The following is a 14292-nucleotide window of genomic DNA, read 5'->3' on the forward strand; positions in this document are numbered from 1 at the left end:
TTCGCGCAAGCTAGCGCATGTAGCCGAGTCTATTGCTGTAGGTAGCATCGACGGAGGAACTTTGAGTAATTTGCAGTAAGTAGCATCGACGGATGAACTTTGAGTAATTTGCAGTAGGTAGCATCGACGGAGGAACTTTGAGTAATTTGCAGTAAGTAGCATCGACGGATGAACTTTGAGTAATTTGCAGTAGGTAGCATCCACGGATGAACTTTGAGTAATTTGCAGTAAGTAGCATCGACGGATGAACTTTGAGTAATTTGCTGTTGGTAGTGCCACGGATGAACTTTGAGTAATTTGCTGTAGGTAACTTGGCTCCGGACTCAGGAGACCTTATTTGTGATAAAAGGGTTAATTTGGAGCGTTTTCGGACACCAGAGGCGCTATTTGAGCGAAATAGGCTGAGTCTGGGTTGATTATGAGGCAATAGCGTCTCTCGAGTCCGAAAAAGTCTCCAAATGGCAGTTTTTCGAGTAATAGCGGCATCTGAGTCCGCAAGCCAGCAGCAAATGGCGTGCTGAGTCTAAACGAGAGGATTGCGCAAGCCAACGCCAAATGACGCGCCGAGTCTAAACGAGAGTATCGCGCAAACCAGCAGCAAATGGCGTGCCGAGTCTAAACGAGAGTATCGCGCAAACCAGCAGCAAATGGCGTGCCGAGTCTAAACGAGAGTATCGCGCAAGCCAGCAGCACATGAAGCGCCGATTCTAAGCGAGAGCTTCGCGCAAGCCTAGCGTATGCCCCCAAGTCTAAGCGAGCCATCGCAAACTAAAAACCCCCGTTCAACACTTTCGTGTGAACGGGGGTTTTAATTTACAAGCGTTAAATCTTAAATTGCTGCACAGCTTCTTGGAGTTTCTTGGCTTGCTCATACAGATGTTTAACGGTTTCTGCATGGCCTTCCAGTTCGACGCGCTGCCGCTCTGAGTTAGCAGCGAGTGTGTCCGCACTTTCTTGCGATCTTGATGTAATTTGTGCAGTTTCTTCGACGGAAGCACTGACTTCTTCTGTACTTGCTGAGATTTGCTGTGTAGCCGCAGATACGGATTGGATGCTGTGATTGATGCTTTGGATAAGAATCAGGAGGTGATTAAAGGCATCACCTGCTTCTGCTACTTTGCCGACTCCAGAGGCAACCTCAGAATTCACGTGGTTCATCTCGGTAACGGAGCGACTCATATCTTCTTGAAGCCCAAGTAGGAAGTCACGGATCTGTTCGTTTGCGTTACGGGATTGTTCAGACAGCTTGCGTACTTCTCCTGCAACAACAGCAAAGCCGCGTCCATGCTCTCCTGCGCGTGCAGCTTCAATTGAAGCATTCAGCGACAGCATTTGGATCTGTTTCGTAATTTCAGTAATACTGTGAACGACTTCTCCGATCATTACTGAACGCTCATTCATGATTTGTAATTGATCCAGCGACTGTAGGGAAGCACGTTCAACCTGGCGCATTTGCAGCACAGCGCTTTGAGCAATTTCATTACCGCCACTTGCTTCAGCGGAAGCCTCACTGATTTGCTCCGTGACTTCATTCGCTGCTGAGGCAATACTTTGAATGCCTAAATTGATTTCTTCCATTGCTCTCGAGTTATCTGATGCACTGCTAGCGATAGTCGTACTACCTTTGCCGATTTCTATTACCGATGAGCTGGAGTGTTCCGCCATATCATTGAGAACCTCAACACGTTCTTTTAAAGAGTTGGAATCCGCAACGACAGTATTAGAGGTTACCAGTACATGTCCAATCATTTCTTTCAGGCGTTGGGTCATCGCTTGGAAGCTTACGGACAACTGTGCAACTTCGTCATTTCCTTTAACTGATAATTCTTCGGTGAAATCTCCCTCTGCGAGCCGGGCACTATAAGCTGCCAGTTTTGAGATTGGACGTGTTATACGCACACTCATGAACCATGCACCAGTTAGGCCGATGATCAACGTCAGAAGTGTGATTCCGGCACTTGTCCATAGAATACTGTCTGTTTTTTCTTGAATGAAGCTTACGTCACTGCTTACACCGATAACCATCGTACTTCCGGGAATACCGATATAAGCTGTTTTATGTATACCATGTGCGTCGCTATATGTATCGCTTAGTCCAGTTTTTCCTTTAGAGGCTTGTTGCATTGCAGAGGATACGGTGACACTTTCTGCCCGTTGCAATTTTGCATCGTGATCTGCGGATAGAATCTCAGCTTCTTTCCCCTTCAGATTGACCAGAAAAATGGTTTCCACTCCATGTTGTTTCCTCTTTTCCTGAAAATAGAACTCGAGATTGGTGGCAGACTGATCGTTCTTATTTAGGGTTTGCTGGGCGTGCATTACGTTGAGATTCTTATATACGTCCTGAGCAGCGGCAGTAAGGATTTTGTTAATCTGCGGCATAACATAGCTGTTGAAGATACTGATAGAGATAAAATAGAAGCTGGTGCTTAACAAAAGAGACGTGAGCAACAGAACAACAAATAATAAACGCGTAAATTTGCGACTGATCGAATGCTTGATACGAAACATATCGTTCTCTCCTTTTTTTATGGACGGTGAGGTCATTTCTTTTTTAGTCTTCACTAGATACTCCATGCCAACTGCTGGAAATTGGCGACCCGAGATATATTCCATAGTTATGTCATATTTCTACTAAATGGATCGGGAATAAGGTGTTTGATACTATTCTATAGAATTAACCTCTGGATGAATAGTGAAAGTTTTGTCCTATAGAGCATTTTTTTCTGAAAAAAATGAATTATTGCTGACTATTTTAGATAATTGGCGAAAAAAAAGAAATGGAACTACCAATTTCATATAAAAATATTATTTTTATGGATTGTTAAGCGCTATTGTGATAGAGTATTAATGTTTTGTTCCGAAAATTTAATATTGTAAGCCGCGGTTCGTAACCATCCCGCGTAAACAAAACTAGGAGGAATTTCAGTAATATGTTTAATTTGCTGTGGGGAGTTTTATTTGTTATTGTCAATTTTGCTTTTTTTCTACTCTGTTACCGCTTGTTCGGGAAAAGTGGAATGTACGCCTGGGTAGGTATTGCTACTGTAATTGCTAACATTCAGGTAGCTAAGACGATTGCTATGCCATTTGATATTGTGATGACACTCGGAAATACGATGTATGTCACTTTATATATGACCAGCGATTTACTTAATGAGAAGTACGGAAGAGCGGAAGCACGTAAAGCGGTCTGGTTTGGTTTCTTCACCTTGCTTATGACTACAGTCATTATGCAGATGGTACTAGTATTTAAGCCGCAGGAGACCGATATCGCTCAGTCTTCTTTGGAGACGATTTTTGGGCTGATGCCTCGACTAGCTTTGGGTAGTCTTACTGCTTACTTCATTAGTCAGTTCCTAGATGTTCGGTTGTACTCTTGGATTCGGAAATATTACAGCACCTCAAGTCAGCTGTGGATTCGTTCCAACGGTAGTACGATGATTAGCTCCTTTGTGGATACACTTATTTTCTGTACCATTGCGTTTGCGGGCTTGTATGACTGGAATGTATGGCTTGAAATTTTGCTTACGACTTATCTAGCGAAGTTCTTACTAACCGCAGTAAGCACACCTATCTTATATATCGCCCGAACCTTTACTTTTGCTGAAGAGGGTTCACCATCATCCGTTCAAAAGAAGGACTAAACAACAATACAGCCAGCGCGTACCGATCATAATCGATGCGTGCTGGCTGTTTTTTCGTTGTAAGATGGACTTAATAGTTACATGAAAGATGTGTACATAAAAATAATATAAAGCTAAAATAAGCTATCGTAGCAATTCTAGCGGGTTAGTTTAACAGGAGCGCCGGCGATGGCGCTTATCACATATCCTTTAGTTTGGGCTGGACTTGCGGGGCAGTCCGATTGAAGAGAATGTATATAATCGGTAGTCACAGAAAATACGAACAGGTGTGATCTAGGATGAATCTAGTAGTTCCTATACTGCGTCATGCAGCACAGCAGCCCGACAGCATTGCCTTAACCCATGACCAAGCAAGTCATACCTATGCCACATTAGTAAAAACGATGCGGAGAATCGCGAATGGCTTACAGCAAAAGGGTCTGAGGCATGACAAAATCGCGATTTTATCTACGAATCGTATTGAATTTGTTGAGGTTTTTTTGGGGGCGATTTATGCGGGCTGTGTTCCCATTCCCTTAGATCCCAAATGGAGTGCTAATGAACTGCAGGTTATTATAGAGCAGTGCCAGCCGACAATGATTTTTGCCGAGCCGGAAGCCGCAAAGAATCTGGTTTTCAAGGATCAAGTAATCCAAACATTGACCTTCTCAAATGAACGAACAGGTTCCTATGATCAGTGGCTGGCTGCCCTGAAGCCGGAGGCTGAGTTGGATGAGACGAATGAATTATTATTTATTGGCTTTACGTCAGGCACAACCGGATTGCCCAAAGGTTATATGCGTACCCATTTATCATGGTTAAAAAGCTTTGAGGTTTCGAATATTGCTTTTGAATTGGACGCTATGAAGGATGTTTTGGCACCAGGTCCATTTGTGCATTCCCTATCCTTATTCGCCGTAATGCAGAGTCTATATGGTGGAGCAACCTTTCATATCACACAAAAATTTAGTGCCACGCAGGTGTTAGAGTTGTGTCAGCAAATTCCGGGCGTGGTGCTGTTCGTCGTACCAACAATGATCGAATCCATGATGCAGCAGGCTGTACCTGGGCAGATACAGATTGATGCGATGATTAGCTCAGGTGCAAAGTGGTCGGAGTTGTCCAAGAAAAGGGGCATGGAAGTGTTTGGTGGAGCGCGGCTTTATGAATCCTACGGTTCTTCAGAAGCGAGCTATATTAGTTATTTGAATGTTCTGACCGAGCATAATCCGACCTCTGTAGGCAAACCTTATCCCGGGGTGCAAATTTCCATTCGTGATGACCAGTTCCGGGAAGTCCCTCCTGGGGAGATTGGGCAGCTATATGTGCGTAGTGATATGATATTTTTAGGCTACCATCAATTGCCGAATGAGACAGCAGCAGCTTTTAGAGAGGGATGGCTTGTTTTAGAAGACTATGTTTATCAGGATGAAGCTGGTTATTTATATATGGCGGGACGTTTGAAGAATAAAATCATATCCGGAGGGCTGAACGTTTATCCGGAAGAAATAGAGAGGGTGCTGGAGTTTCTTCCGGAAATAGATGAAGTGATGGTGCTTGGCGTGCCTGACGATTACTGGGGAGAACAGCTGATAGCCCTCGTGAAGTGGAGCGGAGAACAGCATTTATCTGTCGAAGAAATTAAGAATTATTGCCGCCAGTATTTAGCGAGCTACAAAGCGCCGAAGCAGCTGCTAACCGTGGATGAATTTATCTATACAAGTAGCGGGAAAATTGCCCGGCAAGCGATGAAAGACTATGTGAAAAGAGCGATGATATGATAGAAGCAGTAATTGTCATGGCAAAACGTACACCGGTTGGCAGAATGGGTGGCTTATTAAGTACACTTGAGCCGGAGGCATTACTGGCGCCGCTTATTCAGCATATTGTAGCCGAAACGAACTTGCCTAAAGAACTGATTGATGATGTCATTATTGGGAATGTTGTGGGCCCAGGAGGTAATATTGCCCGGGTAGCTGCGCTTGAAGCGGGGCTGCCTGTTTCGGTTCCGGGTGTCACCGTGGATCGTCAGTGCGGATCTGGGCTAGAGGCAATTAATATAGCAGCAAGACTGATTCAAAGCGGCGCTGGTGAGATTTATTTAGCAGGTGGTGTCGAAAGTACGAGCCGTGCTCCATGGAAAATGGCTAAACCACAGACGTTAATGGGGGTTCCACAGCTGTATACCCGTGCACATTTTACGCCTAGCTCTTACGGCGATCCGGATATGGGAATTGCTGCAGAGAATGTAGCTAGGAAATACGGGATTTCTCGAGAAGAGCAGGATCAATATGCCTTAAAAAGCCATCAAAAGGCGGTTCATGCTCAGCAAAGTGACCGGTTTCAGCAGGAGATAGTACCTCTTCAGGTAGAGGGGCAGTGGGTGAGCACCGACGAATGTCCTCGGGCAAATACGAGTCTGGACAAGCTGCAAAAGCTGCCGCCAATTTTTGAAGAAAAGGGTACCGTCACTGCTGGAAATGCCTGTCCTATTAATGATGGCGCAGCGCTTCTATTAATGATGTCTCGTGAGAAGTGCCAGCAGCTTAAGCTTACCCCTATTTTGCGGGTCGTGGATGCGCAAGCTGCGGGTGTAGATCCGAACTATTTGGGTATGGGGCCTGTACCAGCTGTGCAAAAGGTGTTAAAACGCCAAAAGCTTACCGTTGCCGATTTAGATATCGTAGAGTTTAACGAAGCTTTTGCTTCACAAGTATTGGCATCACTGAACGAGCTTCAAATTCCACAGGAAAAGGTCAATCTTGGCGGGGGGGCATTAGCAATAGGCCATCCATACGGAGCTTCCGGGGCTATGTTAATGACTCGCTTATGTGCTGAAATGCAACATGCCCCTTACCAACGAGGGCTTGCTACTCTGGGAATCGGCGGTGGGATAGGTCTGGCAACACTCGTGGAGGTTATAGAATGAACAGTGTCCGACATCAGATCCATATGACTGCTGAATGGATTTCGGACTATGCACAGAGTATTGAAGCACCCGTGCAGACGATAAATGGAAAGCTGATCGCTCCTGCGACGATGCCTATTATTTTCTGGCAAGACTTCGATATTCCTTGGTTAATCATCGGTGAACCCTTGCTTCACGGCACTCAGAAATTTTCATATCAGGCTCCGATTACGGCGGGGATGATTTTGGATTGTGAATTAGCGTTAACGGGCGAGGTGCAAAAAGAAGGCAGACAGGGTAAACTGACTTTTTACACACATACGCTGGTTTGTAGGTGTGAGGGTAAGCTAATAGTCACCGCAGAAACGGTGTTAATTCGGGTAGGTGATGATCATGATAAAAAAGTGCATAACAGCTGAGGCTATCCGGCAATATGCAACTGCTTCCCAAGATTTGGCGCCTATACATCTAGATGCAGAGGCCGCAGCCAAGGCTGGTTTGGAGCGACCCATCGCACATGGGATGTATCTTATGGGATTAGCCCAATCTTTGTATATTGCTGAGCACCCTACACAGTGGATCACTCAATATGATATGAAATTTCATAAGCCAATAGAGGTCGATAGTGTCGTGATTTTTGATTTTGCAGCGGACGATTGCTTTGTGAAAGTGATCCTTACAACAGAAGCTGGCGATGTTATTGCTGCGGGAGCTTTTGCAGTGAAAGAGGTGTAGTGATGACTAGAGTAGCCTTAATTACTGGAGCAACAAGAGGGATCGGACGTAGTATCGCCATGCAACTTGGCAAGTCAGGTTATATAGTGGTTGTAAATGGTACGAAACAAGTCTTAATTGATGAGGTTGTTCGCGAGATCCGCCAGGCAGGCGGAGAGGCACTAGGGTACGCTGCTAATGTAGCCGATTCCGCCGCAGTCACTGCCATGGTAGGTGAGGTCATTGCCCGATACGGTCGTATCGAGGTGTTGATAGCTAACGCGGGAATTGTGCAGGATCAGAAATGTCAACGTATGACGGATGAACAGTGGAAGAATGTTCTGGATGTGCATTTAAATGGCACTTATTATTGCATTCAACGAGTATTACCACATATGCGTGAAACAGGTGGGGATATCCTGTTGATGACCTCTGCTGCTGGACTAGCAGGTTCCGTGGGTCAGGTGAATTACAGTGCAGCCAAGGCTGGAATACTGGGCATGATGTGGACGCTCGCAGCAGAGCTGAAACGTGACCAGATTAGGGTCAATGCGATTTCTCCAGCGGCATTAACGGATATGACCAGACCTATAATTGACCATTTGAAGGAAAAATATTTCAGTCGTAATGAACCTTTGCCTGACTTTTGGAGAATAGGTGACCCGGAGGCTATTGCTTCCTTCGTGACTGCATTATTGAATGAGTCCGACGCGGATTTAACCGGTGAAATCTTTGCTGTGAATGGATCAAAAGTGACAAAATGGAAGAAGCCTGCACCTGCATTTTCCGAGAATAGCATTGAGGCATTTTTTGCTGCTTGGCACCGTCAAAAGGGGACTGAATAAATGCTTACCTTCGATCAAGTTTGTTTTTATTATAAAAAGGGACAACCTCTTCTGGAGGATATTAGCTTTACGATAGACGCAGGGGAGTTTGTGGCGATAGTCGGGGCGAATGGTTCTGGCAAATCCACTATTGCAAAGCTCATGGACGGACTGCTGCTGCCGCGAAAAGGGACTGTACAATTTAAGAGCTTGGACACAGCAAAACCAACAGATCTTGCGGAGATTCATCAGCAAATCGGTTTTGTTTTTCAGAATCCAGAGGATCAATTTATCACCACAACCGTTATGGATGAGGTGCTTTTTGGTTTGGAGAATATCCGTGTGCCGAGGGAGGAAATGCGCAGCCGATTGGATCATGCCTTACAGGCCGTTCATATGGAGGATTATCTGGAGGCTATGCCACATCAGCTATCTGGAGGTCAAAAGCAACGTGTCGCTATCGCAGCTATATTGGCGATGCGCCCGCAAGTCATTATTTTTGACGAGGCTACCTCAATGCTTGATCCCCAGGGAAGACAGCAGGTTCTTTCTATCATGCAAGAGCTGCATCGTCAAGGCCTGACCCTAATTCATATCACCCACCATATGGAGGAAGTGCTTGCAGCAGAACGCGTATTGCTCCTGCACCAAGGACGACTTGAGTTTGACGGCGATCCACTGACTTTTTTTGAATCCATGCCTGTTGCGGACTATCAATTACAACTGCCCTTCGCAGTGCGTGTACATACATTGCTCCATTCAGCAGCACCGCTAACAGCCGATTGGAAGGGGATAATTCGATCACAATGGTCTACCAATTAAAAAATCTAAGTGTGAACTATGCCGATCATGTGGCTTTGCGCAATATAAACTGCACTATTCCTGAAGGCAAATGGATTTCGATTATCGGTCCAACAGGCGCAGGAAAGTCTACCTTTGTCAAAGTGCTGAAGGGCTTGATTCCCACCGTAAAAGGAGACTATTGGATTAACCAGCAGCCTGCCAGCAGAGATGCTAAAGGACGCTTAAAGGTTGTCCCCGAGTTGGGTTTCGTTTTTCAATATCCGGAGCATCAGCTATTCGAAACAACGGTGCATAAGGAGCTTGCTTTTGCTCTGAATCAGCAGGGTGCTTCACGTCAGCAAATTACAGAGGCGATTGAAATGATCTTGCCGCAAGTGGGTTTGCCAGAGGGGATTCTCCCCTTAAATCCATTCCAGCTAAGTGGTGGTGAAAAGCGCCGTGTAGCTATTGCCTCTGTACTGATGACAAATCCGAAGCTGCTGATATTGGATGAACCGACAGCGGGTCTCGATCCAGCTAGCCAAGTGTCTTTGCTGAGGCTACTAAAGGAATGGCAGCAACAAGACAATCGCACCATCCTCTTCGTTTCGCATCAGATGGGTGATGTTGCCGAATTCTCAGATGAGGTCATGCTTTTTCATGAAGGTCAGTTAAAAGGGCATCATGATACCAGAACATTGTTTCTGGAAAAGGAAGAATTACTGCTGGAACTTGGACTATCCTTGCCTGAACCCGTACAGCTCTTGAAGCTAGTGGAGGAATTATCTGGTCAGAAGATTGAAGTTGCCAGCTGTAAAGAGCAGGATATCTTCGAAGCGATTTTGCCGATTTGGCATTCGAGGGGGCAAGGGCATGGCTGATTCCGTATTAGTCGGTCAATATGTGGAGACACATTCGATTTTTCATCGTTTAGATCCTCGTACAAAGCTTGTAAGTATCGTGATGCTCATGCTTAGCTTTATGATGCTTGGTACGGGGCTTAGTTATGTTGTTGCAACCTTTTTTGTATTGGGAATGTTATTACTGTCTAAAGTTCCTGTGCATTTTTTTTGGCGAGGGCTACGGCCGGTATTATTTATTTTATTATTTACTTTTGTTTACAATGCCGTGTTCACCAAGGGGACGATTCTCTGGTCATGGTTTTTTATCGAGGTGACTGAAGAGGGATTGCGGATAGGATTACGTTTTGTATGGCGGATTATATTGCTCATCTTGTTGGCCTCAATTCTGACATTAACTACTAAACCGCTAGACTTAGCTTATGGTCTGGAGAAGCTGCTTGCCCCTCTGTCCAAATTGGGGGTACCCGTAGAGCAGTTCTCTTTAATGATAGTGATTGCGATCCGTTTTATTCCTACCATCAAGGAGGAGCTTGATCGTATCCTTCTCGCACAAAAGGCTAGAGGTTATGATCTCACAGTATTATCACTGCCTAAACGGATATATGCGTACATTCCGATCATTATTCCTCTGCTCTTCACAACGATTCAACGTGCTGAACAGCTGAGCTATGCAATTGATGCGCGTGCTTATGGGAATGGTAAAGGAAGGACTTCTTTTAAAAGACTGCAATTTCAGCAAATAGATTATCTGGTAGGGGGAGCTGCCCTTTTAATTGCCGTGATTCTGCTTTGCTTAAAGATAGGAAAGGTGTAGATGAAGATGAAATGGAACACCCGTATTACGGAGTTATTGCACATAGAATATCCTATTATTCAAGGAGGACTTGCTTATTTAGGTTATGCAGACCTTGCGGCTGCGGTTTCAAATATCGGTGGACTGGGTCAGGTCACAGCAATGAGTCTTCCGGATGCGGAGGCCTTACGTGCAGAAATACGTCGGGTACGAACACTAACGGACAAACCATTTGGTGTTAATTTTGCTATCGGCATGCATGGGATTGGTTATGAAGATCGGGTGCAGGTCGCCATCGAAGAGCAGGTTCCCGTGGTGAGCCTCACTGGAGGGAATCCAGCCCCTATACTGGAAATGTTACAGCCCACCGATATTAAAACACTCGTGCTCGTCTCCTCACGCAGACAAGCCCAAAAGGCTGAACAATTAGGGGCTTCTGCGGTTATTGTTGTTGGGCATGAGGGAGGGGGCCACTTAGGGCGTGACGATGTTGGAACCATGGTGCTCGTTCCCCAAGTGGTTGATGCGGTTAATATTCCTGTGATTGCTTCCGGAGGGATCGGAGATGGCCGTGGATGGATGGCTGCTCATGCACTTGGGGCTGAAGGAATCGAAATGGGCACTCGTTTCGTTGCTACAGTGGAATGTGTTCATGCGGCCGCTTCTTATAAAAAAGCTTTAGTAGAAAGCTCAGAGTCGGATACGGTTGTAATCAAACGTTCTATTGGAGCACCCGCACGAGTGTTACGTAGTGACTACATTGATCAAATTCTTGAAATCGAGCGCGTGACACCGACCTATGAAGCATTAAAAGAGTATATCAGTGGTGCAGCCAACAAGCGCTGGATCTATGATGATATCAAAGAAGAGGGCATCGGCTGGGCAGGTCAAGTGACAGGAATGATCCAAGATATTCCTACAGTCGCGGAGCTGATCGGCAGGATGGTGAAAGAGGCTAAGTTGGTTCGCGGGATGTGGGGAACACAGGTTTGAATTTAAAAAAACACAGAGCGGCGATTCTCTCTTTATTGGAGGAATCGCTGCTCTGTGTTTTTGGCTATGGCTTGTAATTCTTTTCTACAAATGAAGAATAGTCAGTTCCTTAGGGAAGCTTGTTAAGGTCTCTGCACCTTCAGCTGTAATAATCAGATCATCTTCGATACGTACACCCGCTAGTCCAGGCACATAAATTCCTGGCTCAACGGTGAACACATTGCCGATCTCGATAATGTCGTCGTTCTGTCCGTGAAGTGATGGATATTCATGAACATCCATGCCCAGTCCGTGTCCGACACGGTGTAAGAAATATTCTCCGAATCCAGCTTCTTCAATCACATCACGTGCAGCTTTGTCGACTGAGCCGAAAGGTGCTCCAGGATTGGAGGCAGCGATCCCAGCTTCGTTGGCAGCCAGCACAGTGTTATAGATAGTGACTAGCTTGTCGTCCACGGATTCAATAGCAAAGGTACGTGTAATATCAGAAGCATAACCATCGGCATACACCCCGATATCAAACATCAGGAAGTCGCCGGGTTGAATGACCCGGTTGCCCGGAACACCGTGAGGCAGGGCAGTTTTCGGACCAGAAAGCACCATAGTGTCGAAGGAAGGGCCGGAAGCGCCAACCTTTTTCATTAGATATTCTAGCTCCGCTACTAGATCGTTTTCTGTAACGCCTGTTTTTACGTGGGTAAGAACGCGGCGCAAGGCTTCCTCAACTAGCTCAGCGGCATGTTTCATGCGCTTAACTTCATCCGGGGTCTTTTTGGAGCGCATGCTGCGCAGCAATGGACCAATATCACTAAACCTTTCAGCTGGAACAGCAGCGGTTAGGTGCTCAAAACGGGCTACTGAGAAATGTTCTTTTTCTATGCCGAGAGTACCTAGCTTACTGCTGCCGAAACAATCTTTTAGCAGGTTATAGGGATTATCAGTGTCAGTGTGAGTTAGGATTTTGGTGACCGAAGAGGCTGCTTGAGCTGCTTCTGCATCCAATGCAGGCAGAATGAGCATAGGCTCTTCTCCGCGTATCAGCAGCAGACCCAGAAAACGTTCATGCGGATCGCTGGCGAAGCCGGTTAAGTAGTAGACATGCTTAGGATCTGTTACGAGCAGGGCATCCAGACCTTCGCCTGCCATTTGCTGCTCTAGGCTTGTCAGAGCATTATTCATAGTTGGTGTTCCCCTTTCAACTTCACGATTAGAACTGCAATATTCCTATTATAGATCAAAAATAGACCAGACGCACCTGACGAACTATAACTATCGTTGGCTAATCATGACATGAAGCTTTTCTTAACCCTACTAGTTGGTGTAACATATCTTTAAATATACTTCTCCTAAGGTTAGGCTGAAGCTTATTCGGGTACGGTTGTTGAGAGAGGAGTGATTCTTGCAATGAGAGGAACAATCGCACTTGTTACCGGAGCGAATTCCGGTATGGGGCTGGCCACAACAGTTGAACTGGCTCGCAAGGGAGCTAAAGTTATTATGGTTTGCCGTAATCGCCAGCGGGGAGAAGAAGCACTTGCTGCCGCCAAACAAAAGAGCCACTCCGAGGATATCGAGCTCATGTTGTGTGATCTGGCTTCACTTGAGAGCATTCGCAGCTTTGCTGAGGAATTCACTATGAAATATCCGATGCTAGACATACTTATCAATAACGCCGGGGTAGTCACGATTAAGCGTCAGCTTACGAAGGACGGCTTTGAGATGGATCTTGGCGTAAATCATTTGGGGCATTTTCTACTTACCAATCTGTTACTTGAGTCGTTGCAGGCAGCAGAGCAAGGCCGTATCATTGTGGTTGCCTCTGGTGCTTACAAGATAGGTGCGCTCCATTATGAAGATCCAACTCTCGCTCGCCGTTTTAATCCTGCAAAAGCCTATGCCCGATCCAAGCTAGCCAATATTCTCTTCACGCGGGAGCTGGCTTCGCGTCTTCACGGAACAAGGGTGACGGTGAATTGCCTGCATCCAGGAGCAGTGGGGACGAATATAGGTGTAAACCGGGAGACTGGTTTCGGCAAGTCGGTACTTAAGTTACTCTCATACTTTTTCTTAACACCTGAACAAGGTGCCGATACAGCGATTTATTTGGCTACAGATCCCGATCTTGGAGAGGTAACCGGTCAATATTATTATCGAAGAAAGATTAAACAACTGTCTCCCAGAGCGCAGAATACAATAGAAGCCGAACGGCTGTGGCAATGGAGCCAGGAGCAGGTCGGCCTGAGTTAATTAATACATTTGGAGGAATTAAGGGATGAATTGGGAGAACAGCAGAATTGAAGATGCAACATCTGCAGACTTAGCAGCTATTGTAGATATTTATAACTCAACGATTGCTGGGAGGATGGTAACTGCAGATCTGGAACCCATTACTGTTGCAGACCGGGAGAAATGGTTTCTTGAGCATAATAGCCATCACCGTCCCTTATGGGTACTGAAGCAAGGAGATGAAATTGCTGCATGGTTCAGTTTTCAATCCTTCTATGGTCGTCCAGCGTATAATGCAACAGCAGAAATCAGTGTATACGTGAATGAAAAGTTCCGTGGTGGTGGTGCGGGCAGAATTCTTCTGACAGAGGCCATTGAGAAAGCCCCTAGTCTCGGAATTAAGAATCTAGTCGGCTTTGTATTTGGACATAATGATCCAAGCCTTGGTTTGTTGAAAAAGTTTGGTTTTGAAGAGTGGGGAATGCTGCCTGGTGTGGCTGAACTTGACGGTATAGAGCGTGATTTAGTCATTGTCGGCCTTAAAATCTAACGCCTCATATAA

14 protein-coding genes and 1 riboswitch are annotated in these 14292 nt (G+C 45.8%); of the genes, 12 read left to right on the forward strand and 2 right to left on the reverse strand.

The features are described from left to right. Positions 1–822 precede the first annotated feature (822 nt). Positions 823–2511 carry a methyl-accepting chemotaxis protein gene (locus tag MHB37_RS06080; protein WP_076185737.1) on the reverse strand — a complete coding sequence of 563 codons (1689 nt, stop codon included), beginning with the start codon at positions 2509–2511 and terminating at the stop codon, positions 823–825. A 366-nt stretch (positions 2512–2877) separates the two neighbouring features. Then, positions 2878–2923, forward strand: a riboswitch (PreQ1 riboswitch). A 10-nt stretch (positions 2924–2933) separates the two neighbouring features. On the opposite strand from MHB37_RS06080, the gene MHB37_RS06085 reads away from it, so the two are divergent. From MHB37_RS06085 to MHB37_RS06130, 10 genes are all read left to right on the forward strand, one after another. Next, on the forward strand, positions 2934–3647 hold the full coding sequence (locus MHB37_RS06085; protein WP_076128125.1) for a queuosine precursor transporter: 714 nt from the start codon (positions 2934–2936) through the stop codon (positions 3645–3647). A 278-nt stretch (positions 3648–3925) separates the two neighbouring features. Beyond that, complete coding sequence (locus MHB37_RS06090; protein ID WP_076142161.1) at positions 3926–5407, forward strand: AMP-binding protein; 1482 nt, start codon at positions 3926–3928, stop codon at positions 5405–5407. Next, the gene (locus MHB37_RS06095; RefSeq protein ID WP_076142162.1) at positions 5404–6555 is read left to right on the forward strand and encodes a thiolase family protein; all 1152 of its coding nucleotides are present in this window, start codon (positions 5404–5406) and stop codon (positions 6553–6555) included. The genes MHB37_RS06090 and MHB37_RS06095 overlap by 4 nt, the downstream gene beginning before the upstream one ends. Next, the gene (locus MHB37_RS06100; protein ID WP_076128119.1) at positions 6552–6953 is read left to right on the forward strand and encodes a MaoC family dehydratase N-terminal domain-containing protein; all 402 of its coding nucleotides are present in this window, start codon (positions 6552–6554) and stop codon (positions 6951–6953) included. The genes MHB37_RS06095 and MHB37_RS06100 overlap by 4 nt, the downstream gene beginning before the upstream one ends. Further along, a complete protein-coding gene (locus tag MHB37_RS06105; protein ID WP_076142163.1) occupies positions 6928–7269 on the forward strand; it encodes a MaoC family dehydratase in 342 nt (113 codons plus the stop codon). The genes MHB37_RS06100 and MHB37_RS06105 overlap by 26 nt, the downstream gene beginning before the upstream one ends. Positions 7270–7271: 2 nt before the next feature. Then, positions 7272–8093, forward strand: a complete 822-nt coding sequence (locus MHB37_RS06110) for an SDR family NAD(P)-dependent oxidoreductase (RefSeq protein WP_405169043.1) — start codon at positions 7272–7274, stop codon at positions 8091–8093. Continuing rightward, the gene (locus MHB37_RS06115; protein WP_076142165.1) at positions 8094–8894 is read left to right on the forward strand and encodes an energy-coupling factor transporter ATPase; all 801 of its coding nucleotides are present in this window, start codon (positions 8094–8096) and stop codon (positions 8892–8894) included. Continuing rightward, the gene (locus MHB37_RS06120; protein ID WP_076185725.1) at positions 8879–9736 is read left to right on the forward strand and encodes an ATP-binding cassette domain-containing protein; all 858 of its coding nucleotides are present in this window, start codon (positions 8879–8881) and stop codon (positions 9734–9736) included. Before MHB37_RS06115 ends, MHB37_RS06120 begins: the two co-directional genes overlap by 16 nt. After that, the gene (locus MHB37_RS06125; RefSeq protein WP_076142167.1) at positions 9729–10532 is read left to right on the forward strand and encodes an energy-coupling factor transporter transmembrane protein EcfT; all 804 of its coding nucleotides are present in this window, start codon (positions 9729–9731) and stop codon (positions 10530–10532) included. Before MHB37_RS06120 ends, MHB37_RS06125 begins: the two co-directional genes overlap by 8 nt. Positions 10533–10538: 6 nt before the next feature. After that, entirely contained in the window at positions 10539–11504 is a 966-nt protein-coding gene (locus tag MHB37_RS06130) for a nitronate monooxygenase family protein (protein ID WP_076142180.1), read from the forward strand. An 84-nt stretch (positions 11505–11588) separates the two neighbouring features. Here the strand turns inward: MHB37_RS06130 and MHB37_RS06135 are convergent, their stop codons facing one another. Beyond that, positions 11589–12683, reverse strand: a complete 1095-nt coding sequence (locus tag MHB37_RS06135; protein WP_076128106.1) for a Xaa-Pro peptidase family protein — start codon at positions 12681–12683, stop codon at positions 11589–11591. 225 nt (positions 12684–12908) lie between these two features. On the opposite strand from MHB37_RS06135, the gene MHB37_RS06140 reads away from it, so the two are divergent. Together MHB37_RS06140 and MHB37_RS06145 are read left to right on the forward strand one after the other, a co-directional pair. Further along, a complete protein-coding gene (locus MHB37_RS06140) occupies positions 12909–13751 on the forward strand; it encodes an SDR family oxidoreductase (RefSeq protein WP_076142168.1) in 843 nt (280 codons plus the stop codon). Between the two features lie 25 nt (positions 13752–13776). After that, entirely contained in the window at positions 13777–14280 is a 504-nt protein-coding gene (locus MHB37_RS06145) for a GNAT family N-acetyltransferase (protein ID WP_076185721.1), read from the forward strand. Positions 14281–14292 lie beyond the last annotated feature (12 nt).

It is taken from the genome of Paenibacillus sp. FSL H3-0286 (genome assembly GCF_045040705.1).
In the GTDB taxonomy this organism is placed as follows: domain Bacteria; phylum Bacillota; class Bacilli; order Paenibacillales; family Paenibacillaceae; genus Paenibacillus_AQ; species Paenibacillus_AQ odorifer.